At 71.5% G+C, this 24,638-nt stretch carries 18 protein-coding genes and 7 pseudogenes; 15 read left to right on the top strand and 10 right to left on the bottom strand.

Features of this window, described 5'->3' with window-relative positions:
• Positions 1-51: 51 nt before the first annotated feature.
• The 3 genes from K4G64_RS09315 (at position 52) to K4G64_RS09305 (ending at position 2,481) form a co-directional block, all read left to right on the top strand.
• Positions 52-396, top strand: a complete 345-nt coding sequence (locus tag K4G64_RS09315) for a carboxymuconolactone decarboxylase family protein (protein ID WP_221755546.1) — start codon at positions 52-54, stop codon at positions 394-396.
• Positions 397-495: 99 nt separating this feature from the next.
• Positions 496-909 (top strand): SHOCT domain-containing protein, encoded by a 414-nt coding sequence (locus K4G64_RS09310; protein ID WP_221755545.1) that lies wholly within the window; start codon positions 496-498, stop codon positions 907-909.
• A 153-nt stretch (positions 910-1,062) separates the two neighbouring features.
• Positions 1,063-2,481: a DUF2252 domain-containing protein gene (locus tag K4G64_RS09305; protein ID WP_221755544.1), complete on the top strand. Its 1,419-nt coding sequence runs from the start codon at positions 1,063-1,065 to the stop codon at positions 2,479-2,481.
• A 204-nt stretch (positions 2,482-2,685) separates the two neighbouring features.
• On the opposite strand, the gene K4G64_RS09300 is transcribed toward K4G64_RS09305, so the two are convergent.
• Positions 2,686-2,892 (bottom strand): DUF5133 domain-containing protein, encoded by a 207-nt coding sequence (locus K4G64_RS09300; RefSeq protein WP_221755543.1) that lies wholly within the window; start codon positions 2,890-2,892, stop codon positions 2,686-2,688.
• Positions 2,893-3,170: 278 nt separating this feature from the next.
• On the opposite strand from K4G64_RS09300, the gene K4G64_RS09295 reads away from it, so the two are divergent.
• Positions 3,171-3,437, top strand: coding sequence for a hypothetical protein (locus K4G64_RS09295; RefSeq protein WP_221755542.1), 267 nt, complete (start codon positions 3,171-3,173; stop codon positions 3,435-3,437).
• Between the two features lie 195 nt (positions 3,438-3,632).
• Here K4G64_RS09295 and K4G64_RS09290 read toward each other — a convergent pair.
• Positions 3,633-3,932 (bottom strand): annotated as a pseudogene (locus K4G64_RS09290) (hypothetical protein); the annotation flags it as partial.
• Between the two features lie 896 nt (positions 3,933-4,828).
• Between K4G64_RS09290 and K4G64_RS09285 the strand changes: the two are divergent.
• Positions 4,829-5,284: pseudogene (locus K4G64_RS09285) on the top strand (integrase core domain-containing protein); the annotation flags it as partial.
• Here K4G64_RS09285 and K4G64_RS09280 read toward each other — a convergent pair.
• Complete coding sequence (locus K4G64_RS09280) at positions 5,281-6,756, bottom strand: AAA family ATPase (RefSeq protein WP_308122298.1); 1,476 nt, start codon at positions 6,754-6,756, stop codon at positions 5,281-5,283. The pseudogene K4G64_RS09285 and the gene K4G64_RS09280 sit on opposite strands and share 4 nt — an antisense overlap.
• A gap of 79 nt (positions 6,757-6,835) precedes the next feature.
• Entirely contained in the window at positions 6,836-7,711 is an 876-nt protein-coding gene (locus K4G64_RS09275) for a universal stress protein (RefSeq protein ID WP_221755540.1), read from the bottom strand.
• A gap of 182 nt (positions 7,712-7,893) precedes the next feature.
• Here K4G64_RS09275 and K4G64_RS09270 point away from each other — a divergent pair, with 182 nt between their 5' ends.
• The 3 genes and pseudogenes from K4G64_RS09270 (at position 7,894) to K4G64_RS09260 (ending at position 10,803) form a co-directional block, all read left to right on the top strand.
• Positions 7,894-8,712: a universal stress protein gene (locus tag K4G64_RS09270; protein WP_221755539.1), complete on the top strand. Its 819-nt coding sequence runs from the start codon at positions 7,894-7,896 to the stop codon at positions 8,710-8,712.
• Between the two features lie 248 nt (positions 8,713-8,960).
• The gene (locus K4G64_RS09265) at positions 8,961-9,476 is read left to right on the top strand and encodes a hypothetical protein (RefSeq protein ID WP_308122297.1); all 516 of its coding nucleotides are present in this window, start codon (positions 8,961-8,963) and stop codon (positions 9,474-9,476) included.
• Between the two features lie 52 nt (positions 9,477-9,528).
• Positions 9,529-10,803: pseudogene (locus K4G64_RS09260) on the top strand (nicotinate phosphoribosyltransferase).
• On the opposite strand, the gene K4G64_RS09255 reads toward K4G64_RS09260, so the two are convergent.
• Positions 10,739-11,197: a Crp/Fnr family transcriptional regulator gene (locus tag K4G64_RS09255; protein WP_031105774.1), complete on the bottom strand. Its 459-nt coding sequence runs from the start codon at positions 11,195-11,197 to the stop codon at positions 10,739-10,741. The pseudogene K4G64_RS09260 and the gene K4G64_RS09255 overlap by 65 nt on opposite strands.
• Positions 11,198-11,445: 248 nt before the next feature.
• On the opposite strand from K4G64_RS09255, the gene K4G64_RS09250 reads away from it, so the two are divergent.
• The 5 genes and pseudogenes from K4G64_RS09250 to K4G64_RS41345 all read left to right on the top strand — a co-directional run bounded on the left by K4G64_RS09250 (position 11,446) and on the right by K4G64_RS41345 (position 16,593).
• A complete protein-coding gene (locus K4G64_RS09250; RefSeq protein WP_221755537.1) occupies positions 11,446-12,321 on the top strand; it encodes a universal stress protein in 876 nt (291 codons plus the stop codon).
• A 62-nt stretch (positions 12,322-12,383) separates the two neighbouring features.
• Positions 12,384-14,766 (top strand): annotated as a pseudogene (locus K4G64_RS09245) (glycoside hydrolase family 65 protein).
• A 65-nt stretch (positions 14,767-14,831) separates the two neighbouring features.
• The gene (locus tag K4G64_RS09240) at positions 14,832-15,557 is read left to right on the top strand and encodes a hypothetical protein (RefSeq protein WP_221755536.1); all 726 of its coding nucleotides are present in this window, start codon (positions 14,832-14,834) and stop codon (positions 15,555-15,557) included.
• A 287-nt stretch (positions 15,558-15,844) separates the two neighbouring features.
• Positions 15,845-15,963, top strand: a pseudogene (locus K4G64_RS41350) (cation-transporting P-type ATPase); the annotation flags it as partial.
• Positions 15,964-16,128: 165 nt separating this feature from the next.
• Positions 16,129-16,593, top strand: a complete 465-nt coding sequence (locus K4G64_RS41345; RefSeq protein WP_374206390.1) for a hypothetical protein — start codon at positions 16,129-16,131, stop codon at positions 16,591-16,593.
• An 80-nt stretch (positions 16,594-16,673) separates the two neighbouring features.
• On the opposite strand, the pseudogene K4G64_RS41005 reads toward K4G64_RS41345, so the two are convergent.
• From K4G64_RS41005 to K4G64_RS09220, 3 genes and pseudogenes are all read right to left on the bottom strand, one after another.
• Positions 16,674-16,814 (bottom strand): annotated as a pseudogene (locus tag K4G64_RS41005) (cation-transporting P-type ATPase); the annotation flags it as partial.
• Between the two features lie 104 nt (positions 16,815-16,918).
• A complete protein-coding gene (gene fdhF, locus K4G64_RS09225) occupies positions 16,919-19,606 on the bottom strand; it encodes a formate dehydrogenase subunit alpha (RefSeq protein ID WP_221755535.1) in 2,688 nt (895 codons plus the stop codon).
• Positions 19,603-21,285, bottom strand: coding sequence for an NAD(P)H-dependent oxidoreductase subunit E (locus tag K4G64_RS09220; protein WP_221755534.1), 1,683 nt, complete (start codon positions 21,283-21,285; stop codon positions 19,603-19,605). The genes fdhF and K4G64_RS09220 overlap by 4 nt, the downstream gene beginning before the upstream one ends.
• Before the next feature lie 338 nt (positions 21,286-21,623).
• Here K4G64_RS09220 and K4G64_RS09215 point away from each other — a divergent pair, with 338 nt between their 5' ends.
• Positions 21,624-22,544: a universal stress protein gene (locus K4G64_RS09215; protein ID WP_221755533.1), complete on the top strand. Its 921-nt coding sequence runs from the start codon at positions 21,624-21,626 to the stop codon at positions 22,542-22,544.
• A gap of 191 nt (positions 22,545-22,735) precedes the next feature.
• On the opposite strand, the pseudogene K4G64_RS09210 reads toward K4G64_RS09215, so the two are convergent.
• Positions 22,736-22,944: pseudogene (locus K4G64_RS09210) on the bottom strand (hypothetical protein); the annotation flags it as partial.
• 206 nt (positions 22,945-23,150) lie between these two features.
• On the opposite strand from K4G64_RS09210, the gene K4G64_RS41000 reads away from it, so the two are divergent.
• Positions 23,151-23,654, top strand: a complete 504-nt coding sequence (locus tag K4G64_RS41000; RefSeq protein WP_308122295.1) for a universal stress protein — start codon at positions 23,151-23,153, stop codon at positions 23,652-23,654.
• On the opposite strand, the gene K4G64_RS09200 is transcribed toward K4G64_RS41000, so the two are convergent.
• Positions 23,642-24,523 carry an alpha/beta hydrolase gene (locus K4G64_RS09200; protein ID WP_308122294.1) on the bottom strand — a complete coding sequence of 294 codons (882 nt, stop codon included), beginning with the start codon at positions 24,521-24,523 and terminating at the stop codon, positions 23,642-23,644. The two genes, K4G64_RS41000 and K4G64_RS09200, sit on opposite strands and share 13 nt — an antisense overlap.
• Positions 24,524-24,638 lie beyond the last annotated feature (115 nt).

Here is a 24,638-nt window from a genome sequence, read left to right as displayed (position 1 = left end):
CGAGCTCTTATGAAGGTGCACCGCATGACGCTCAGGAAGGAAACGTGAACCATGGCCCAGAAAGAGACAGGCGCCGAGGGTGTCACCGCCCTCGCCGAAGCGGACGCCCCCGTGTTCGAGACGCTCGTCCAGATGACCCTCGACACGTTCGAACGTTCCGGGCTGGACGAGGAGACATACCTGTTGGCACGCATCGCCGCCCTGGTGGCCATGGATGCCTCCGCCCCCTCCTATCTCCTCAACATCGGCACCGCCGCTGAAGCCGGCGTGCCACTGGAGAAGATCCAGGGAACGCTCGTGGCGGTCGCCCCCGTGGTGGGGAGCGCCCGGGTGGTGTCCGCGGCCCGCAGCATCGGCGAAGCCTTCGGGCTGGACATCAGCACCGAGGACCAATAGCAGCGGGACGCCTGGGACCGCGCGTGTGCTCCGTCCGCATGCCGGTGGGACGCACGGGGGCCACCTGAGCCCCCGCAGACGACACCCGGAGGAGAAGCAATGAGCAGCAGCGTGAACCTGGCCTACGACTTTCCGGTTCTGGGGGCTTTCTGGGCCATCATGTGGGTCTTCCTGTGGATCATGTGGTTCGTCCTGTTGTTCCGCGTCGTCGTGGACATCTTCCGTGACGACGACCTGAGCGGATGGGCCAAGACCGGTTGGCTCGTCTTCACGATCGTCCTCCCCTTCCTGGGCGTCTTCGTCTACGTCATCGCCCGGGGCAAGAACATGGGGCGGCGCGAGCAGCGCCACGCCAGAGTCCAGCAGGAGGAGACGGAGCGGTACATCCGCGAGACCGTGGGCAGCGCGGACACCAGCGAGGCGGACGAACTCGCCAAGCTCTCCGAGATCCGTGCCCGGGGCGACATCACCGACGACGAGTACCGCCGGGCCAAGGAGAAGGTCCTCCACTGACCCGTGCGTGTCCGTCACGGGCGCGGGACACCGTGGGCGCCGCCTCGGATCGGTCGGCAGACGACCGGCTACCGCGCGGTACCTGCGGTGCGGCGCCCGGCGGCCTCGTGGAGCCCCGCACAACGCCGCCCGCTCCGCAATAGAGGATCTGCAATGATCGACAACCGCCTTTCCGGCGTCACGACTCGGGGCCTCACCCCGAAGGAGCGGGTCGCCCGCGGCAAGGCCGCACGCGCCGACGCACCCCGGTCCAGCCACGCCGAGTTCATGCCCCCGCCGAAGCGCACGGACCCGGTGGAGATCATCGAGCGGCAGTCCGCGACGCGGGTGCCGGAACTCGTGCCGATCCGCTACGGCAGGATGAGCGAGGCGCCGTTCCGTTTCTACCGCGGGGCCGCCGCCATCATGGCCGCCGATCTCGCGGAGACACCGGTCAGCGGTTTCCGGGTGCAGTGCTGCGGCGACGCGCACATGCTGAACTTCCGGTTGCTGGCCTCGCCGGAACGCCACCTGATGTTCGACATCAACGACTTCGACGAGACACTGCCCGGGCCGTGGGAATGGGACGTGAAACGGCTGTCGGCCAGCTTCGTCATCGCGGGCCGGGCGAACGGCTTCAGCGCCAAGGAGCGGGCGTCCGTGGTGCGGGCGACCGTGCGGTCCTACCGCGAGCGCATGCGGGCCTTCGCCGGAATGGGCAATCTCGACGTCTGGTACACCCGCTTCGACATGGACGAGCTGCAAAAGCAGTTCACCCCGATGCTGAGCGCTGGGCAGCGCGACCGCTTGGCACACACGGAGAAGCAAGCCCGGGCTCATGACACGCTGCAGGTCTTCGACAAGCTCACGCACGTCATCGACGGAAGGCGCCAGATCGCATCCGATCCACCGCTGCTGGTGCGGCTCCAGGACCTGTTGCCGGACAGGGAACGCGGCGACCTGGAGAGGGAGATCAACCACCTGATCGAGCGCTACGGCCGCACCCTGCAGACGGACCGCCGGTTCCTGCTGGAGCAGTACCGCCTCGCGGACATCGCCCGCAAGGTGGTCGGCGTGGGCAGTGTGGGGACCCGCTGCTGGATCATCCTGTTGCTCGGCAAGGACGACGAGGATCCTCTGTTCCTCCAGGCCAAGGAGGCCGACGAGTCGGTTCTGGCGCCCTATGTCGGCGGCAGCGCCCTCCGCACGCAGGGCGAACGCGTCGTCGCCGGCCAGCGGCTCATGCAGGCCACCAGCGACATCTTCCTGGGCTGGGAACGCGTCCAGGGCATGGACGGCGAGAGGCGGGACTTCTACCTGCGCCAGTTGCGGGACTGGAAGGGCATCGCCGTGGCCGAGAACATGTCGCCCAAGCGGATGACCCTGTTCGGCCGGCTCTGCGGTGCCACACTGGCCCGCGCCCACGCCCGCTCCGGGGACCGGATCGCGATCGGCGCCTACCTGGGCGGCGGCGACACCTTCGACCGCGCACTGGTGACCTTCGCCGAGCTCTACGCCGACCAGAACGAGAAGGACCACCAAGCCCTGGTCGACGCCATCCGAGCGGGCCGAATCCTGGCAGATGCTTCCTGACGCGCGGTGTGTCATCGGTTGGTGCTCCGTTCGACCAGGAGCGTTCAGCAGGCGAAGCAACCCCTGGCTGGTGGTGCGCCGAGACCCGTCATGCACGATTACAGAACAGGCGACACCCTCCTGGGCCCGCGGACCGGACACGCGTGCCCGAGGTCCCGCCCACACGATCCGTCTGGATTCAGTGCTGAAGGGGCTGCTGTCGTGTCATGACGTCACATCGGCCAACTGCCGACGCGCCACGGACAGTGCCACATCCAACTGGCGGGTGCCGGTGACTACACCCAGCGTGTACGTCGCATCCTCCAGCCGGCGCGCGACCTCCGGGCCGCCATCGGACCCTGCGTGCCGCCTGAGCGTCTCGCACCGCTCGATCAGCTCCCGCAGAAGCGAAGGGTGTGCCGTCACCGTCATGGCCACCTCCAATGCCGAACCGTGGAATTGGTCAGCGCATCACTCATACGGTCGCAGCCGCCGGCGCCCGCTGCACCGCGGGACCACGGGGCCCGGGGGCCAGTCACCCGCCGACGCCCAACAGCGAGAGCACGCCGTTCGCATCCGGTGCAGACGATCACCGCCTGGCGGGACCTGCCCGGCTGTACATGCCACCACCCGGCGCGTGCGGGTCCCGCTCCGGAGCCTGAACCGCCGGCCGGGATGCGATGTGGTTCCCCCCGTTGGAGGGTGGAGTCATGAACCATCACCACCACTCCCCACGGACGATCGAGATCAACACCCGGCTTGTGACCACCGGTGTCGTGCTCACCGCAGCCGGTGCCATGGTGGCATGGGCCGGCATGGCCATCGCGGCCTCCGCCGTGGTCGCGGCAGGCCGGCGCATGATCCGCGAGATGGACGTGCCCCCGGCCCAGCAGGCGGCCATGAAGTTGCGGCAGGCAAAGGAGGCATCCCGAGCGGGCATGGAGGCGTGGCACTCCACGTCCGACGCCCACAACTGATCACCCCCCGCCGGCTCCGACGCAGCCGCCCCAGCACCCGCGGTACCGTCCGTGCGTCGGGTGCCGCCGCCACCGCCTCCCGTTCCCGTGTGCGCCAACGCCGTGCTTGCCTCCCTGGCCACACCCGGCAGATCGGCATAGCCCCGACGTCCAGTGTTCCTTCACCGGCCGGACGAGCCGGCGAGCAGGGCCTGCCTCCCTGATACGGCCCTTCGGGTTCTCCTCGGTGTCTCCCGGGGCGCCCTGCAGATGCGGCATCACCGCGACGCCGGTCTCGAAGTCGGACATGCCCAGGGCGAGATTCGGGTGGGTCGAGGCGTCGGCCGCCGACAGGGTGATGGTGATCAGGAAGTCGGTGGCGGCGAAGCCCAGCAGGGTCAGGACGAAGAGCTTGCCCTTCCAGAAGGACAGCAGGCGCTCCAGCATCTAGGTCGAGCCCTCGCTGTGGGGGCTCTCCTCGGCTACGCGGCGGTACACGGGCAGCGCGCCCGCCAGGGGCAGATGACGAGGTCCCACGCCGCCGGCCTCATGGCCCGCCAGGGTCTGCGAGGTCCTTCACTCGTAACTCCGGCGAGACGGGGAGCCGACTGGACCGAGGGCCGGGTCGGCGGTAGAGCTCAGGGGCGGCAAAGAGCAGCCCACGCAGCGTGTGACGGCAGCGGACTCCCACGCCAACCCGGCGTGGACAACCATCATCCATGGCACCCGTCGGCCATGGATGACGCGCTGGGACTCGCTTCTGATCAATACGGAGAGCACCCCGTCGGACGAGTGCGCCTGTCAGCCCGAAGGGTGCTGTGCCCCGCGTGGTCGAGTACGGCTGCGCCGCCGCAGATTCTTGAGCCACACCTGTGAGAACGACGAGTACGGCATCCCGCCCGTCACCACGCACCCTCCCGACGACAACAGCACCGGCAACCGCGGTATCCACAGCGTGGGTGGTGCCGTGCCACGGCGCATGGTGAAGGCGCCTGGCAGCACACCTGTTGCCAGGCGCCCGAGCTCGTTGCCTCAGGGGCTTTACGAAGTGGTGCCTACCCCTTGGGTGGGTGGTGGGCCTGGGCGCCGCGGATGAGGCGTCTCTCGGGGATGTCTGCGGGGGTGGCTGGTGCGGGAGTTTCCTGTGGTGGGGCAAGGCGGGCGCCGAAGCGTTTGGCCAGGGGGTCTGCGGTGAGCCCGTGGGCGAGGACGCTGAGCAGAACGGTGAAGGCGATGACGCTGATTGCGGGCCGGGCCGCGGGCCCGTTGAGGTCTTCGAGGGCGAGGAATGCGAAGACGATGGATGCCAGGCCGCGTGGTCCGAACCAGCCGACGAACAGGACGCCAGGCGGCCGAGGCGGGTGCCGACCAGGGCGAGTCTGCCAGGTCAGGGCCGCGCCAGGCGGAGCAGCGTCGGTTTCGACTATGTCCACTCCGCCGTCGACGACCACACCCGCCCCGCCTACAGCGAAATCCACCCAGACGAGAAGGCCGCGACTTGCGCTGCCTTCCTGCGCAGGGCCGCCGCCTTCTTCACCGCACACGGCATCGGCCGCATCGAGCGGGTCCTGACCGACAACGCCTGGCCCTACCGCAAGAGCTTCGCCTGGCAGCAGGCCCTGGCCGACCTCGGCGCGGCCGGCAAGCTCACCCGCGCCTACCGGCCGCAGACGAACGGCAAAGTCGAACGCTTCAACCGCACCCTGCTCGACGAATGGGCCTACGTCCGCCCCTACATCAGCAACCACGACCGAACCGACGTCCTGGCAGACTTCCTGCACACCTACAACCACCACCGCTGCCACACCGCACTCGGCGGCCACCCACCGATCAGCCGCGTGAACAACGCTCCGGGTCAATACACCTAGCCGGGCTCCATGTAGGGGCGGCGGAAGACCGGGGCCTGGCTGTCGGCGTGCGGGCGGATCGCTGCCAGTGCCCGGACCACCGCGGCCTCCAGGGAGCCGCTCGTGTCCACCTCGACGGCCTCGGGCCACGGCTGCTGCGTTGCGGCCATGGCGGCGGCCACGTCGGCGTCGGCGTCGGACGCACCGGGCGCACGCGTGGCGAGGCGGGCCGCGGTCACCTCGCCGGGGACGCGGCAGTGCAGGGCGACGAGGTCGGCGTGGGCACGCTCGGCCACGGACAAGGCGGCTTCACGCTGCCCCGCGTCGTGCCAGGTGGCGTCCAGGACGACGGACTCGCCCTGGGACAGCAGGGTCGACGCGCGGTCGAGGAGGGCCGCGTACGTCCTGGTGGTCCATTCGGAGGAGTACAGGCCCTCGCCGTAGGCGGCGCCGGCCGGCTGCTCCGCCGGGATGCCCGCCAGTTCCTTGCGGAGGCGGTCGCTGCTGAGCAGGGTGACGCCGAGACGATCGGCGAGCGCCCCGGAGAGCGTGGACTTGCCGCTGCCCGGGAGCCCTCCGACGAGGGTCAGCCCGACGGCGGAGAGGCGCAGATGCCGCAGGGTCGTGGTGATCAGCCGGCGCGCCGCCGCCTGCGTGCCGGGCGTGCCCTGGCGTGCCTGGATCAGGGAGACCTTGGCCCGGACGAACGCGCGGTACGCGACGAAGTGGTGGCGCAGGGAGGGAGGCGCCGGGTCGCCGGAGTACTCGCCGTACTCGGCGAGGAAGAACGCCGCGGCTCCCGGGGCGCCGAGTTGCTCCAGATCCATGGCGAGGAAGGCGGCGTCGTCGATGCCGTCGACGAAACGGAGGTGGTCGTCGAACTCCAGGCAGTCCAGGACGCGCGGACCGTCGTCGAGGCAGAAGATGTCCTCGGCGAGCAGGTCTCCGTGGCCGTCGATCACCCGCTGCTGCGCGATCCGCCGGAGGAACAAGGGCTCCCGGCCGGCGAGGTAACGGCGCACCAGATGCTCGATCTCCACCACGCCGCCAGGCACGGTGCCGTCGTCGGACAGGGCTCGGACCTGGGCGAAGCTCGCCTCCCAGCGCGACGACAGGGCGTCGCGCGTCCCCTGCTCGTCCACCTCCCGGCCGCGGGGTGCGCTCGCGTGGTGGGTGGCGAGCAGTCGCGCGACGGCCCGTAGCGCGTCGTCGACGGCGGCGCCTTCCCGCACGAGCCGGGAGAGACGGCGCTCGTCGGGCATGCGGCGCATCACCACGACGGGTTCGGGCACATCGGTGTCCGGGCTGCTGAACGCGCCGACGCCGAGGTAGACGTCCGGGGCGAACCGGCGGTTGAGGAGGACTTCCCGCTCACATGCGGCCCGCCGTGCGGCCACCGTGGTGTGGTCCAGGAACGTCAGGTCGACCGGCTTCTTCACCTTGTAGGCGCGGTCCCCGATGAAGAGCACCACCGCGGTGTGGGTCTCGCGCACCTCTGCGCGCGCACGTGACGGGGACTGGGGAGTGTCCTCCCGCCGCCCTGATGCCGCCGGCTCCCCGGCTTGGCCCGGCTCAGTCATGGGGAACGACGGCCACCGGGCAGGGTGCGTGGTGCGCGGCCGCCTGCGCCACCGGGCCCAGGCGCGGTGCCAGGGGACGGTGGTGCTTGCGCCTGCCCACGACCAGCAACTGGGCGCCCGCGGTGGCTGCCACGACGGCCTTGGCGGGGCTGCTCATGCGGATACTGTCGGACACGGTGACGCCAGGGAACTTCTCGCGCCAGGGGCGCAGGAGCTGCCGCAGGCCTTGGTGCGCCTCGTGTTGCTCCCCCTGGATCACGGTGTGGTCCACGCCCCAGGGCGTGTACGCGTGCAGCGGCATGCTGCGGCCGTGGAGGGCGCGCACCGGTACCCCTCGTGCCGCGGCGGTGGTGAAGGCGAATTCGAGCAGGTCGTCGCACGGGCCGGGCAGTTTCAGGGCCACCACGACGTCGCCCGGGGCGCCGGACAGGGACCTGTGCTCCTCCTCCTGCCGCTCGGCACGCACCAGGACGACGGGCCGCTCGGCTCGCGCGACGACGGCCAGGCTGATGGCGCCGAGGAAGTAGCTCTCCGCGGGCGCCAGGCTCTGCGACCCGAGCACGAGCATCTCGGCCTCCGACGCGGCGTGGAGCAGCGCGTCCTGGGCGTCGTCGGCGACCAGGCTGGCGACGACGGTGAGACCCGGGTGCCGCTCCTGGAGCTCCGCCTGGGCGTTGTGCACGAGCCGATTCGCCCAGTAGTTCTGATCGACTTCCGCGGGGGTGTGGGTCGGCTCGGGCGCGAGCATGGGCCACGCGTGCAGCAGGCGCAGCGTGAGATTGCGCCGCTCGGCCTCGTCGGCGGCCCAGCGGGCGGCGGCGAGGCTCTCGGGTGAGCCGTCGAGGCCCACGGTGAGGACTCGTTCCATGGCGACTGCCTCCGTCTCGTACGAAGCTGGAAGGACGGTGAGCGTGGTGACCGCCAGGACTGCCGCCCCACAGAACACGGCGCTTCTACATCGAGGACTACCTCAGATCTCCTCGCGGCGCATGTGGTCCCGGCAGACGGCGCCCGCACGAGCGCGAAGTCCGGAAAAGGCAGGTGGGAGCAGTGGCGGTTCCTCTGGTGGTCGGCATCGACGGGTCCGAGGCGAGCCTGGAGGCGGTGGACTGGGCCGTGGACGAGGCGGTCCGGCACGACGTGCCGCTCCATCTCGTGCACGTGGCCGCGACGGAGGACGGGGCAGGCGACCCGGTCGCTGTGGCCTCGGAGCGAGCGAACAGGAACTCTTCCGCGGTGAAGCTGTCCAGCGAGGTCGTGCACGACGACGCGACGCACGCCCTCGTCGACAGGGGGCGCAACGCTTTCGCGCTGGTGGTCGGTTCGAGGGGGCTGGGAGATCTCGCCGGGCTGCTCCTGGGCTCGGTCGGCCTGTCCGTGGCTGCTCACGCCGACTGCCCGGTCGTCGTCGTGCGCGGTGGGGCGGAACACCGCGCCGGCCGGTTCGGACGTGTCGTCGTCGGCGTCGAGGAGGGGGAGGGCAGCGGTACGGCCGTGCAGTTCGCGTTCCGCGAGGCCCATGTGCGGGGCTGTGGTCTGGTCGCCGTGCACGCCTGGAGCGTCCCGGTGGGAAACCCGGGGCCCCCGGGACTGTCCGGATACGCTCTGCAGGCCATGGAACGCCCACCGGCACAGGTGCTCGACGACGCGCTGCGCGGCAGCGCGGAGCGGTACCAGGACGTGCCGGTGAGCAGCGAGGTGGTCGAGGGCTCGGCGCGGCAGGCCCTCCTGGAGGCCGCCTCCGATGCCGACCTGCTCGTCGTCGGGGCCCGCAGGCGTCACGGGCGCGTCGGGCTGCAGCTCGGTCTGGTCAACCACGCGGTGTTGCATCACGCGCCGTGTCCGATCGTGGTCGTTCCCCAGATCTGAACCGGCGACGGGCGACGAGCACGCTGGGCCGTGTGGCCGGTTGCAGGGACCTTCGGCCCCGTGATGGGGCGGCGCCGACGGTGCAGGGTGGTGAGGGAGACAGACGGGGGCGGGGAAGCACCAGCGACAGCTGGAGGCGAGGCGAGACCATGAGCACACAGGATCCGCCGCAGGGGTCCGGTCCCGGACCACACCAGCACAAGCATTCACCCGCGGCCGCGAACCCTCTGACGCGCAGGTCCGATCTGGTGGAGACCTGGTGCTCCCGTTTCCTGCTGGCCGTGCTCGTCCTCGGGCTGCCCGCGGCTGCGGTGAGCGCGGGAACGGCGGTCCACGAGTCGACGACGAGGACGGTCCGAGCCCAGGCCGCGGAGCGGTCCCAGGTCACCGCACAGGTGACCTCGGCCCCGGACGCGGCACCGGGCAGTTCCGCGAACGAGAAGCAGAAGGTCCAGCTCAGTTGGACCGATGAAAGCGGCCGGCAACGGACGGGAACCGCCCGGGTGTCACCGGACGAGACGGTGGGTTCGACCGTACGGATCTGGGTCGATCGCGACGGACAGGTCACGGAGCCACCGATGGCCGCGAGCAACGCACAGGCCTCCGGCTGGCTCATGGGCGGCATGACGGCGGCCGGTGTCTACGCCGGCTTTCTCGCGACGCGCAAAGGCGTTCGCCTGGCGCTGGACCGCAGAAGGTACGCGCAGTGGGACGCCGAATGGGACCGGGTGGAGCCGCTGTGGTCCGCGCGGTTCCACAGGTGACGGGCCACGGGCAGGCCCCGGTTGCAGGGTTGTCGACGAGGAGGTGATGCTCATGTCCGAGGTGACGACCACCGACCTGTACGAGGTCACGATGGCGATGTCGTACCTCCGGGAGGGGATGACCCGCACGGCGACGTTCAGCTGTTCGCCCGTGACCTGCCGCCCGACCGTGGCTTCCTGGTGGCCGCCGGGCTGGAGTCGTCACTGGACTTCCTGTCCGGCTTCCGGGTCGGCCCGGAGGACGTCGACGCCTTCGCCCCGGTCCTGCATCGCTCCCCGCGTGATCTGGAGCCGTTGCTCGGTACGGAGTTCACCGGCCGGGTCCGGGCGGTGCCGGAGGGGCGGATCGTCCTGGCGGGCGAGCCACTGCTGTAGGTGACTGCTCCGCTTCCGCAGGCCCAGCTCGTCGAGACGTACGTCCTCAACCAGGTCAACCACCAGACGACGATCGCCTCGAAGGCCGCTCGTTGCGTCCTGGCCGCGGCGGGACACCCGGTTGTGGACTTCTCGCTCCGCCGTACCCACGGCCCCGAAGCCGGTCACCAGGCCGCCCGCCTGAGCGCCATGGTCGGCTTCGCCGGAACGAGCAACGTGGCCGCGGCCACCGCCGAAGGGCTGCCTGCCGTCGGCACCATGGCCCACTCGTACATCGAGGCGTTCGGCACCGAGGAGGCGGCCTTCCGGGCCTTCGCCCGCGCCCACCCCGGCCCCGTGACGTTTCTGGTGGACACCTACGACACCGAGGAGGGGGTCCGGGTCGCATCCCGTGTGCTGCGGGACCTGGACCGAGGGCCCGGCTCGGCCGTACGGCTGGACAGCGGTGATCTGGGAGCCCTCGCACTGCGGGCACGCCCCCTCCTCGACGCGGCGGGACTGCCGGACGTGCGTGCGGATCGTCGCCAGCGGTGGTCTCGACGAGTACGGCGTGGACGAACTCGTCCGCTCCGGAGTGCCGATCGACGTCTACGCCGTCGGAACCCGCGTGGGGGTCTCGGTCGACGCCCCGTTCCTGGACTCCGCGTACAAACTGGTCGAGTACGACGGACGGCCGGTCATGAAGCTCTCCTCGGCCAAGGTGACCGCACCCGGGCAGAAGCAGGTGTTCCGCAGCCCCGGGTACGCCGACGTGATCGGACTCCGTGACGAGCGGCCGCCCGGGGACGGCGTACCGATGCTGGAGACGGTGATGCAGGGGCGGCGCGTCGCCGCTGAACGCACTGTGCTCATGAGCCCCCCGGCACGGGGGTGCTCGTCTCGCCTCGTCAGGGCACCTCGCCCGCCCCGTGTGGACCGTACAGGTCGAGCAGCCGCACCCGGGCGGACCTGAGCCGACGCGCCAGCACGCCGAGCATGTAGTGGCTGAGTTCGTGTTCCAGCTCCGGGCTGGCGGCGCACAACTCACGGACCGCCGCCGCGTCGAACTCGTAGGCGCGTACCGGGCTGCTGGCCTCCGCGCCCAGATGCCAGTGGTGGGGAGGGAGCAGCCAGGACCAGCCGAGCAGCCGTCCGGCGCCCAGGGTCTCGATGACCGCCGCATGCCGGCCGGGCACGTGGAGGTCGAGGTCGACCGTGCCCGTGTGGATGATCCAGAAGCGGTCGGCCCTGCCGCCCTCCTCGAAGATGCGCTCACCCATCGCGAACGACACCTCGCGGGCGAGGGCCATGAGCTGCTCGCGATGCTCCTTGGTCATGGCGCCGAAGACGCCGGTCCTGGCAACCATCAGGGACTTCCCTTCTCCGTGACCTGGAAGCGGAGCGGGGTTCGTATGCGAAGGCCGACGGCGATGCCGAGTGGCGCCCCGCGCTGTGCTCCGGGCCGCATGACTCCACGATCGTCGCAATCGAGCGGGGTGCAACCGGGCCGGGACGTCCCGCAGAGAGCCCGCCCACGTGTAGCGACGAGCCCGGGGCGGTGGGACGGTATTCACAGGGGATTCCCGCAGGGCCACGCAGGAAGGCGGTAGGAACCATGGAACTCCCGCTGGTCGTGGGCGTCGACGGATCGGATTCCAGCCTGGAGGCGGTGGACTGGGCGGTGGACGAGGCGGCGCGTCACGGACTGTCCCTGCGGCTGGTCTTCGCCTCACTGTGGGAGCGCTACGAGGGAGTCCGCCCGTCCTTCAGCACCGACCGCACGGCCGACAAGGCCATGGCCGAGCACATCACGGAGTCCTGCGCGGAACGCGCCCGGTTGCGCAACCCGGAGGTGAAGGTGTCGACCGAGGTGTTGCCCGAAGACCCCGCGTCCGCGCTGCTGCGCACGGCTCATGAATCCTTCGCCCTGGTCACGGGCTCCCGCGGACGCGGCGAGATCGCCGGGATGCTGCTGGGGTCCGTCAGCCTCACCGTGGCCGCCCATGCCGTGTGCCCGGTCGTCGTGGTCCGAGGCCGCAGGCACGGCGAGCAGGGTTCCCCCGGCGCGGTGGTGGTCGGCGTCGGTGACACGACCGACGGCTCGGCCGCCGTGCGATTCGCCATCCGCGAGGCCGAGGCACGCGGCTGCGCCCTGCACGTCGTCCGTGCCTGGCGCCACCGCGCGCATGAGCACACGGACAGCCCTTTGATCGCGGACGACGCCACCGCGTCAGGGGACGAACGGGCCTCCGCTCTCCTCACCGAAGCACTGCGCGACGCCGCAGGGGACCATCCGCAGGTCGGCGTGCGGCGCCAAGCGGTCGAAGGCCCCGCCCACAAGGTCCTCCTGGACGCCTCGACCGGTGCCGACCTGGTGGTCGTGGGTGCGCTGCGGCGGCAGGGGCACTTCGGCCTGCAACTCGGCAGGACCGCCCACGCTCTGCTGCATCACGCCGACTGCCCGGTCGCCGTCGTCCCGCAGCGAGCCTGAGCGCCGCCGAACGGGGCTGACGCTCCCGCAGATCGCAGGCGGGGAGAAGGGGAGGGCGACGCATGCCGGAGTGGGTCTGGGAGCACGAGGGGTACGACCCTGATGCCGAGAGGTTTGTGCACGCTCGGCAACGGCTACTTCGCCACCCGCGGCGCCGTGCCGGAGCGCAGGGCGGGCCTGGTGCACTACCCGGCCACCTACGCCGCCGGGATCTACAACGGCCTGGAGTCGACCGTCGCAGGACGCCGGGTCGTCAACGAGGACCTCGTGAACCTCCCCAACTGGCTGCTCCTGCGCTTCCGTCTCCGCCCCGCCGGGTGAGGGACGGGCCCTTGGCTCTCTCCCGACACCCACCGGCTGTCCGGCTACCGGCACACCCTGGATCTGCGCCGGGGCACACTGACCCGTACCTTCCGGTACCGGGACCAGGAGGCGGGCATGCTGGGCGTGGAGCGGAGTCGCCTGGTGGACATGGCGGATCCCCACCTGTGCGCGCTGCGGACCGTCTTCACGGCCGAGGAGTGGTCGGGCGAGGTCGAGGTCGAGTCGGTCCTCGACGGCGATGTGACCAACAGCAACGTCCACCGCTACCGGTCGCTCAACGGACAACACCTGACCCGGGTACGGACGGGAGCGGCAGGCACGGACACGACCTGGCTGCAGTGCCGGACCAGCAATTCCGACATCGGTATCAGCATGGCGGCCCGTACGGTCGTCGTCGGGCAGTCGCCCACATCGTCGGAGCTTCGCCCGTCCCGCCACCGGGCCGTGCACCGGCTCGTGGTCCCGATCGCTCCGGGATGACCCGCCGTGGTCGAGAAGACCGCGGCCCTGTTCACCTCACGTGACCCGGCGATCGGTGACCCGCTCGTCGCGGCACTCGACCGCGTGACCGGGGCCGGGGACCACCCGGCGGTTCTGGCCTCCCACGTCGGGGCGTGGGCGCGGTTGTGGCGCCGCGCGGACATCCAGGTGCCCGGGGACGCGGGCCGCGTCCTGCGCCTGCACCTGTTCCACGTGCAGCAGACACTGTCGCCGCACACCGCGGAACTGGACGTGGGCGTGCCGGCCCGCGGGTTGCACGGCGAGGCGTACCGGGGCCACGTCTTCTGGGACGAGCTGTTGGTCCTGCCGTATCTGAACCTGCACCTTCCGGAGGTCTCGCGGGCACTGCTGAACTACCGTCACCGGCGCCTTCCGCAGGCCTGTCGTGCCGCGCGGGCGGCGGGCCGTAGCGGGGCCATGTACCCCTGGCAGAGCGGCAGCGACGGACGAGAGGAGACGCAGGAGCTGCACCTCAATCCTCGCTCGGGCCGCTGGCTGCCCGACAACTCCCGGCTCCAGCACCACGTCGGCTCCGCCATCGCCTACAACGTGTGGCAGTACTGCGAAGCCACTGGCGACACCGAGTACCTGCACACCAAGGGCGCGGAAATGCTGGTGCAGATCGCGCGTTTCTGGGCGGACAGCGCGGAGTTCGACCACGACCGCTACCGCATCCGCGGCGTGCTCGGCCCCGACGAGTACCACGACGGCTACCCGGACGCCGCCCGGCCCGGGCTGGACGACAACGCGTACACCAACGTCACCGCCGCCTGGGTCCTCAGCCGTGCCCTCGACCTCGTACAGCGCCTGCCCTCATGGCGTCGGGAGGAGCTGTTCGAACGCATCCGGCTGTACAGCGGCGAACTCCCGCAATGGGAAGAGATCTCCCGGCGGTTGCGGGTTCCGTTCCACGACGGCGTCATCAGCCAGTTCGACGGGTACGGCGACCTCGACGAGCTGGACCGGGAGGCGTACCGGGCGCGCTACCCCAGCATCCGGCGGCTGGACCGGATCCTGGAGGCCGAGGGTGACACCGTCAACCGGTACCAGGCCTCCAAGCAGGCCGACGTGCTGATGCTCGGATACCTCTTCCCGGCCGCCGAACTGCGGGACCTGTTCCGCCGCCTCGGCTACGCCATGGACGACGAGATCTGGCGCAGGACCGTCGACTACTACCTCAAGCGCACGAGCCACGGATCCACGCTCAGCGGCCTCGTCCACGCCTGGGTCCTCGCGCGCGCCAGACAGGCCGAGGCGTGGACGTACTGCCCGGAAGCCCTGGAACAGGATGTCGCCGACCTCCAGGGCGGTACGACCGGCGAAGGCATCCACCTCGGTGCCATGGCCGGCACCCTGGACCTGGTCCAGCGCGGCCTGACCGGACTGGAGCCCCGCGAGGACGCCCTCCGGCTGGACCCGGTGCCCCTTCCGGCGCTGTCCGAGTACGGGTTCTCGCTGCGCTACCGCGGCCACTGGGGCGTCGGCGTACGGCTGCAGCGCGGCCAGCTGCGGCTCGGCGTGCCCGACTCGGAGGAGTCACCGATCCGTGTGGTGCTGCCCGACCGGGCCGTGACCGTCGCGCCGGGAGAGACCTGCACGCTTCACCTCGCGCAGGACTGATCCGTCCGGCGCGCTGACGGGTGCACCCTGATGCCGCGGCGTGAGACGTGTCGCAGACTTTCAGCATGCCCGAGGAGCAGTCGCATCCGTCCCCTCCCGAGTCGCTGCTGCAGGTGATCGACAACCTCGCACGGTTCCATCGAGAGCATGAGGAATACTACGCACAGGCCCCCTTGCGGCAGGCCGGTGAACTCCAGGCGCGGTCTCGGGCGCTGAAGGCGCTGGCCGACCGGTGGAGCGTGGTCGAGGTCGGTGAGCGGACGTCGCCGGTCCCGTTCGCCGGGGCGGAGGATCTGAACGCTCCGGGGCTCGTGGCGGAGTCGGGGATCCTCTTCATGGAGGGGGAGGACGAACCCGCCGAGCTGCGGAGGCTGAAGCGTGAAGTCGGCCTGGTCGCCGACGAGACCGAGCAGGGTGGCGTATGGCTGGCCCGGGCGATGGAGCAGGCCTGGGAGATCGCCGGCGGTCTGGCCGCTCACCCGGCGCTCGCGGACCTGCTGGGAGAGCGGCACCGGATCATCGCCAACGACTGGCAGTCGGCCGGCCTGCAGCTCTTGGTGGCGCGGCTCCTGCGGCGCGCACTGGACCTGCTGGCCAGGGTCGACTTCTCTCCCGCGGCGCTTCGAGCCGACCTGCGCAGCGGGCGGAAAGCCCCCGCCTATCTCTATTCGGCTTCCGAGCTGTTCGACCGGGCTGCCGACCTGATGGCCCAGTCAGCGACGCTCGTGCAGGACAACGAAAGGCGCTGGCGCATGTTCCGAGCGCGGGTTCGCGAGCTGCAGTCCGAGTGAGCCTGAGACCATCGGAGGCTCTCACCGCGAGGGCCGGGCTCGTAGCTCCGCTCGCCACCGTGACCGTGGTGGGGATGTGGGGCGCCATGATCGCGGCCACCATGGGCTGTGCCCATGATCGCGGCCACTATGGGCTGTGCCACCGATCTCCCCGGCGCGGGCAGACCGCCGGGGGCCGGACGTGTGTCTCTCCGGCGACGTGCCGACCGGCGCGCTCGACTACCCGGCCCCACACCCCTGACCGCCGCAACCGTGGATCCCCGGACGACAGGAGTGGCTGATGGCGGGTGAAGGCCCCGGACGCGACACGTTCCACCGACGGGCTGTCGTCGGCCGAGGCCGCGCGCCGGCTGGCGAGCTTCGGGCCCAACGAGATCCCGTCGGAGCCGACGGCACCGTGTGGCGGCGCGTCCTCCAGCAGGTGCGCGACCCGCTGATCCTCGTGCTCTTGGTGGCCGCCGCTCTGACGATCACCACCGGCGATCTTTCCGACGCCGCCGTGATCCTTCTCGTGATCACGGTGAACACCGTGGTCGGCGTGGCGCAGAAGGTGCGGGCGGAGCAGGCGGTCATGGCCCTGTCCGCGATGAGCGCCCCCGCGGCCCGGGTGGTGCGTGACGGAGAGGAGCGCTCCATCCCGGTCGCTGATGTGGTGCCCGGTGATCTGGTCCTGGTGGCCGAGGGCGACATCGTGCCCGCTGACGGAGACGTCCTGGCGGCCGCGTCGCTGCCGGCGGACGAGTCCTCGCTGACGGGTGAGTCCGTTCTGGTGGAGAAGTCTCCCGACTCGGACGGGTCGCGTGGCACGGTGTCGGCGGGCACCGCACGATGTCCCCGGACACCAGTTCGCGTGCGGGCACCTCCCGCCGCTCGCCGTCGCGGATCACCCGGCAGGTGTGCGGCACCATGGCCTTCAGCGACTCTGCCGTCCGCTCGGCGGAGTACTCCTGCGCGAAGCCGATGCCCGCGTTCAGCACCACCACACCGAGGATCGCCACGGCCAGTTGCAGGGTCCCCCACGTCCCGGGGCTCCTGAAGCCAGTACGCCAGGAAGGTGATCGCCGACGGGACGAGCAGCACGACGGCGAAGAGGTCGGTGAACTGGCCGACCAGCTCGCGCCACACTCCCCGCCGCCCAGCGGGCGGGAGTGCGTTGGGGCCGTACCGGTCGCACCGTGCTGCCGCGTCCGCCGCGGCCAGTCCCCGCGGCGGGGTGTCCAGCGCGGCGAAGACCTCCCCGATCGCGACCTTCTGCACCGCGGGGCCGCGCGTCCCGTTCGGGGCCGTCTGTCGGTCCCCCCGTCTCCCGGTGCCCGTACGGGAGTTCGAGTGCCCATGGCCGAGTGCCTCGGACCGTCGCCTTACGGCGTGGCGGCCACGCGGACCGCCGTGACCTTGTATTCGGGGCAGGACGTGACGGTGTCCGCGTGGTCGGAGGTCAGCCTGTTCACGCCGCTCGCGGGAAAGTGGAAGGAGCAGAAGACCTGGCCGGGAGCTGTCTGTTCACTGACGCGGGCGATCAGCCGGGCCCGGCCGTGCCGGCTCTCCACGGTGACCCGCTCGCCGTCCCGCAGCTCATGCCGGGCGGCGTCGTCGGGGTGGAGATCGAGGAAGTCGACCGGATCGAGAGCGAGATTGCCGCCCCGCCGGGTCATGCTGCCGGAGTTGTAGTGCGCCCAGCGCCGCCCGGTGACCAGGACCAGCGGATAGCGGTCGTCGGGCTGTTCGCCGGGAGGCAGGTACGGCGCGGCGGCGAGGTGGGCCCGACCGTCCAGCGTGGCGAACCGCTCGAGGTACAGCTTGGCCTCTCCCGGCCGGCCGGGGGCGCGGCAGGGCCAGGGGACGGCGCCCTCGCGGTCCAGCCGGTCATGGGAGAGCCCGGCGAATACGGGTGCGAGCCGGGCGCACTCGGCGAGGGCGTCGGCGGGTGTCGCGCAGCCCAGGCTGACCCCCATTGTGGTGGCCACGGCCCGGACGATGTCGAAGTCGGTCCGGCTCTCTCCCGGCGGGGCAACGGCGGGGCGGACCCGCTGGAACCGGCGGTCGAAGTTGACGAAGGTCCCGTCCTTCTCCAGCCAGGAGGCGACGGGCAGGACGATGTCGGCGTGCCGGGCCGTCTCGGACAGGAACAGTTCGTTGCACACGACGAACGGGCAGGCGTCCAGGGCCTGGGCCACCCGGTTGGCGTCGGGATCGGTGGCGCAGACGTCCTCGCCGATGACCCACAGGGCCCGCAGATCTCCCGCCCGTGCGGCGGCGAACATGTCCGGGATCCGCAGACCGAGCCGTGCGGGAACCGGTACGCCCCAGACGTCCTCCGCCCGTGCGCGGACCGCCGGGTCGGTGACCTTGCCGTACCCGGGCAGCAGGTCCGGCAGCGCGCCCATGTCGGAGGCGCCCTGCACGTTGTTCTGGCCGCGCAACGGGTTGACCCCGTAGCCCCGGTCGGTTCCCACGGCGCCGCGCAGGATCGCCAGGTTGGCCAGCGACCGCACCCCGTCGGTGCCGTGGAGGTGCTCGGTGACGCCCAGGCCGTAGACGATGGCCGGCCGCTCGGCCCCGCCGTACAGACGAGCGGCGGCGACCAGGTCCGTGGCGGGCACGCCGGTGATGCCCGCGACCCGGTCGGGCGAGTAGTCGGCCAGCAGCCCGGTGAGCTCCACAAGCCCGGTCGCCCGCTCGTGCAGGAAATCCTCGTCGATCAGCCCCTCGGCGAGCAGGACGTGGGAAAGTCCGTGGAACAGCGCGACGTTGGTGCCCGGGCGGGGCCGCAGGTGGACGTCGGCGTGCAGGGCGAGCCCGACCGCACGGGGGTCGGCGACGACCAGCCCAGCCCCGTGCAGCACGCGCCGCAGCAGCCGCGCTCCGACCACCGGGTGGGCCTCGACGGGGTTGGCGCCGACCACCAGCAGACAGTCGGCCCGCTCGACGTCGTCGAAGGTGTCGGTGCCACCGGAGAGCCCGAAGGACGCCGTCAAGCCGGTGGCGGAGGGGGAGTGACAGAGCCGGGAGCAGTTGTCGACGTTGTTCGTGCCGATGACGACCCGCATGAACTTCTGGACGAGGTAGTTGTCCTCGTTGGTGGCGCGGGCCGAGGAGATCGCCGCCACGGCGTCCGGGCCCCCGGCGTCGACGGCGGCACGCAGGCCCCGGGCCACATGGCCGAGCGCCTCGTCCCAGCCGACCGGCTCCAGCGTGCCGCCGCGACGGAGCAGGGGCCGGGTGAGCCGCTCGGGGGAGGTGCGGAAGCCGTGGGCGAAGCGGCCCTTCACACACGCGTGCCCGTGGTTGACCGGGCCGTCCCGGGCCGGCAGGACCGCCGCGACGTCACCGTCCTGGGCGACCACGTCCAGGGCGCAGCCCACACCGCAGTAGCCGCAGGTGGTGCGCGTCCGAGCCGTGGCTGGGGACGCGGACGTGATGCCGCGCGCCGGCCCGGGCTGGGTGATCGCGCCCGTGGGGCAGGTGTCGACGCAGCCTCCGCAGGCCACGCAGTCCGACTCGGCCCAGGGTCCGCCGGTACCCGGTGCCACCACCGTGTCCGCGCCTCTGCCGACCAGAGTGAGGGCGAAGGTCCCCTGCACCTCCGAGCACATCCGCACACACCGGCCGCAGGCGATGCACAGATCCCGGTCGAGGTGCACGTACGGGTGGGAGTCGTCCCCGCCCCGGCCCCCGGAAGCCTGCGCCGTCTCGGGACCGACGCCCATCGACCGGCAGACCTGGGCCAGTTCACTGAAATCGCCGTCGGCGAGCGCCCGGGCCGGCAGAGCGGAGACGATGACCTCCACCGCATCCCTGCGCAGTTGTACAAGGTCCTCCGTCGCGGTGTCGACGCGGGTGCCAGGGGACGACGGGGTGACACATGCGGCTGCGATGCGCCCATCCGCCCGTACCAGGCACGTACGGCACGACCCGGCAGGACTGAGCCGGTCGTCGGAGCAGAGCGCGGGCAGCTCGACCCCGGCCGCCCGCACCGCCGCGAGCAGTGAAGCGCCCTCGGGCACCGCCACGCCGGTCCCGTCGACCTCGACCACGATTCCTGTCATAGGCCCCACCCCGCCAGTCGATCCCCGTAGACACGGGCGAGGCTCCGCACGGCCGGGGGGATCCGCCGTCCGAAGGCGCACAGACTGGCCTCGGCCAGGACACGCGACAGCCGCTCCCACTCCCGGCCCGGCGGACTCCCGCCGTACGCCAGCTCCAGGCCGCGGCGCGAGCCGACCCGGCAGGGCGAACACGCCCCGCAGCTCTCGGCCGCGGCGAACTCCCAGACGTGCCGCAACACGTCCTGCGGCGCCACGCGCCGGTCGAAGGCCACCAGACCGGCATGGCCGAGGGCGGCGCCCCGAGCCGACAGGCCGGCCTCCGACAGAGGTACGTCCAGGGCATCGGCGGTGAGGAAGCCGCCCAGTGGCCCGCCGACCTGGAGAGCGGCGAGCTCGGCACCGTCCTTCAGGCCACCGCCCAGTTCCGTGACGATCCGCCGCACGGGCGTGCCGATCTCGACCTCGTGACACCCCGGCCGGGCGAACCGTTCGGAGAGACACACCAGCTTGGTCCCCGGCTCGGCGGGCGTGCCACGCCGGGCGTAGGCCGCGCCGCCTCGCCGGACGATCCACGGCACGGCCGCCAGGGTCTCCACGTTGTTGACCACCGTCGGCGCGTCCCACAGTCCCCGCTCGGTCGGGTACGGCGGGCGCGGCCGGGCACATCCCCGGCCGCCCTCCAGCCCCGCGACGAGTGCGGTCTCCTCACCGGCGACGTAGGACCCGGCGCCTTCGACGAGCCGGATGTCGAGCGCCGTGGCCGTACCGTGCACGGACGGGCCGAGATGGCCGTCGGCATGAGCGCGCCCCACGGCATCCCGCATCCGTGCCAGAGCGGCCGGGTACTCGGAGCGCACCAGAACCACGCCTTCGCGAGCCCCGCAGGCGAAACAGGCCAGGGCCAGTCCCTCCAGCACCCGCGCCGGATCGGCCTCCATCAGCAGCCTGTCGGCGTACGAGCCGGGATCCCCTTCGTCGCCGTTGGCCACGACCACCGTCCCGGGGGCGCGGCCGGCCGCTTCCCACTTCGCCGCCACCCGGAAACCCGCGCCGCCACGCCCTCGTAGCCCGGAGGCCGCGACCTCGCGGAGGACCTCGTCCGGGGCGCCCGTCACCGCCGCCGGCCACACCTGCCAGGAGGGTTCACCTGAGAGCACACCACTCAGCAGAACGGGGTCACCGGTGTCGTCGGACGCGGGGATCGCAGGTGCCGACGGTGGCTCCCGCCCGGTGAGCTGCGAGACGAGCGTCGGACCCGTGCAGGGGGTGTCGCCGTCGAGCGCGGCGGGCCCTGCGTAGCAGTAGCCCAGACATCGGACCTCCTGCACCGACACGTCACCGTCCGGCGATACCGTGCCGGGGCCGGCGCCCAGCGCGTCCTCGACGTCTGAGAGATGCCGTCCGGCCCGGGCCGCGAAGCAGGCAGTGGCCGCGCACACCCGGACATGACGGCGGCCGTGCGGGGTGGCGAGGTCCGCGTAGTAACTCGCGGGTCCGAGGGCGGCGGCAGCCGCCAGTCCGGCTCGGGTGGCGACAGCCGGAGCCCAGGCTTCGGGAGCGTTCGCTGTTCCCGCCCTGGCCTCGGCCAGGGACTCGATCAATCTGTCTCCCGGGCGCCCGCGCCGTGCGGCCCGGGCCCGGAACGCATCGAAACGGTCGGCAGGACCGACGGGAACCATGTCTTCATCGTGGCGGGAGCGGGACGAGGGCGCATCCCGGCCGCCTGCCCTCCTGGCCGACTTCGGCCCGCCTCGCCGTCAGCCTCGTGGAAGCGACCGGTGGCCTTGTGGAACCGACCAGTGGCCCGGCCGCGATCGGACCCCGCGTTGCCGCACACGCCATCGCTCACGCAACGTCCGGGACGCTTGTACGACCCGAACTCGCCCTCGGACGACAGACAGCGGACAGCAACCGGAGAGGCCGGTGCCGGGACGGTCGGCTTCCGACCGGGGACCACCGGCCCCTGATGCCACCGCCTGTCGGGACCAACACTTCAAGCAGCCTGAAGGAGGTTTCCATGACCCGCACCATCACCGTCGGACTGGACGGCTCGCCGGCGAGCCTGGCTGCCGCGGACTGGGCCGCGCGTGAGGCACAGCTCAGGGACCTGCCCTTGAGGCTTGTGACCGCGTGGGAGTGGCAGGCCCCCGCCTTCGCACCGGCGACCGGACTCGGTGTGCCGGTGCCGCCGAGTGACCTCCGGCGCGCATCGGCACAGCGCCTGCTGGCCCATGCGCGGTCCCGCGTCGGCGCAGCCCGTCCCGGGCTGCGCATCGACGCGGACGAGATCCCCGGTCTGCCCGTCCCGGCTCTGCTGAAGGCCGCCGAGGCCGCCGAGCTGCTGGCACTGGGCTCCCGCGGACTGAGCAAGACGGCGGGGTTTCTGCTCGGTTCCGTCTCCCATGCCGTCCTGGCCTCGTGCGAGCGGCCCGTCGTCCTGGTCCGTGCTGCCGAGCATGGCGAGGAGGCGGTGCTGCCGGAGCCCTCGGCGCGCGAAGTCCCCGCCGTCACCGACCACCGTGAGGTCGTCCTCGGCCTCGAACTGCACAGGCACGACGACGCAGTGATCGACTTCGCGTTCGACGCGGCTTCACGGCGTGGCGCACCCTTGCGGATCATTCACGGTTGGACGCCGTCGCCCTACTCGTACGGCGGCGAGCTCATGCCCGACCTGAGGGAGGACATGGTCCAGCAGGTGCGGCGCGAACTCTGCGACCTCCTGCGACCGTGGCAGGAGAGGTACTCCGCCGTGGAAGTCCGCGCGCAGGCCACGGTCGGTGGTGCGGGGCGACACCTGATCGACGCCTCCCACGATGCCGCTCTCGTGGTGGTGGGCCGGCAGATCCGTCGGGCGGCGGTCGGCGCTCATATCGGGCCGGTGACCCAGGCACTGCTGCACCATGCCGTCGCTCCCGTAGCGGTGATCTCGCACGACTGACCGGAAGGAGTGGACTTTCGTCGGCGTGATCCCGCCCTGTGCCGGCTTCCTCTCGCGTGTCCGACACGGGTGCACGACAGGGCCCGTTCGGCCCTGTCGTGCACCCGGTGAACGGGGGAGGGTGGGACGCGAATCCGGCAGGAACCTCCGTCGGCCCGAATCCTCGATCCGCAAGGGAACCCAGCATGTTAATAGGCGGCCTTGACCATGGCGTTGCCGCCGGTGGCGAGGATCAGCGAGACGCCGGGGTGGCGCATGAGGCTGCGGGTGGTCTCGACGGACGGGGCCTCGATCCACTGCACGCAGTTGTCCGGCGCGCCCGCCGACACCGCAGCATCCCTCACGACGCGGGCCGCTTCGGCGCTGCACCTTGGGCGGAGGGGTGGAACGCCAAGATCAGCCGGGTTGGCTCGGGACGGGAGAGGCACCGCGGGGGATCGGCGCCCCTCCCTCACCCCACTCTCCCGCCGGGCCCGGCGCGTCAGCAGGCGCCGAAGGGCCCCTCGCGCGTCCGTCCCGGCCCCGAACCGGCCGGGACCGTCGGCCCCGGCCGGGTCGAGCCGCAGCACGGCGTCGCCCCCCGCCGCGCTCACGGTTCGCGCACCGGTGGGGGCGGGGTGTGCCGCACCATCACGGAGGGACCATCGGAGGCAGGCCGGGGGCTGTACGGCCCGTGGAACACCGGTACGGCCGGGAGGAAGCTCGAAGCCATCGAAAGTCAGCGACCAGGGAGGGGCATGTCATGTTCACGATATCGTGGTGGGAGTCGACGGATCGGCCGAAGGACTCGCCGCCGCGCACTGGGCGGCCCGGGAGGCTCAGCGGCGGGGAACCGGGCTCAGCGTGATCCACGTCTGGCGCCACCATCCCCGTCCCGCGCCCTGCATCCCCATCGACAGCACCGAGCGCGACTGGCACGAACAGGCCCTGCACGAGGCAGTACGCAGCCTCGGCCGAAGGTGGCGCTGCGGAGGGCGAAGTAGCCGACGCGTCCGCTCAGGCCGAGCTCCGCGTACCGTCGCCTTGCCTCAGGGGCGAAGCAGTGGCGTGTACGGGCTCGAGGCGGTGCCAGGCCGCACGCGCAGTTTCCATGGGGGTCACCTTTTCTGAGGGTCGACGACAGCGTCTTCGCTGCGGTTCGCGTACTCGCCGTGCGCCCGGAGATGGTCGAGCAGCAGGTGGCTCAGCGGCTCGGGCGCTTCCTCGGGGATCCAGTGGCTGACGCCTTGGAGGATCTCGAATCGGTACGGCCCCTTGACCCATCGCTCGGTCTCCTGCGCGGCTGCCGGGCCGAACGCGCTGTCGTCCGTGCTCCAGACGTACAGCGTGGGAACGTCGATGACGCCGATCGCGCCGTCGGGGCGGCCGGCGCGGTACCAGTTCAGCGCAGCGGTGAGGGCGCCGGGCTTCGACAGGTGACGCACATAGGTGTCCGCACTGTCCTGCGGGACCTTTCCGGCGTAGAAATCGCGAAGCTCTTGGGCGTCGTGGGCCAGCATGCGCTCTTCGGTCGTGGGCGTTTCGCGCCAGTCGATCATGTAGTGCGAGCGACTGCGCTGGTCCTCATCCGTGCGCAGGGTGGTGGCCAGGGCGCCGGGGTGCGGGGTCGAGACGACCGCGAGGGTGCGCACGCGGCCGGGGTGGGCGTCAGCCGTCCACCAGGCCACCGCGCCGCCCCAGTCGTGGCCGACCAGGTCGAACGTCGCCCAGCCCAGTTCCTCCGTGATCGCCACGACGTCGTCGACGAGATGGCTGATCCGATAGTCCTCGGGCCGCCGGGGACGGGCCCCGGGGGAGTACCCACGCTGGTCGGGTGCCACCACCCGGAAGCCGTGCGCGGCCAACGCCTCGATCTGCCGTCGCCACACCACCCCCGTCTGCGGGAATCCGTGCAGCAAGAGCACCGGGCGGCCCCCGGCGGGACCGGCCGCGATCGCGTCGAACACGCCCGCATGCGTGGAGATGCTCAGCTGAGTCACGATCCACCCCTTCGTACCGACTGGTCGGTACCCTTGCGGCAAGGGGAGGGGCTGTCAAGAGCGCGCGGAGGTTGAACCTGACGTCGAATTCAAATATAACCGGTCGGAAGCGGAC

It is taken from the genome of Streptomyces sp. WAC04114 (genome assembly GCF_019733245.1).
GTDB lineage: Bacteria > Actinomycetota > Actinomycetes > Streptomycetales > Streptomycetaceae > Streptomyces > Streptomyces massasporeus_A.
This window is presented reverse-complemented; position numbering and strand designations above follow the sequence as displayed.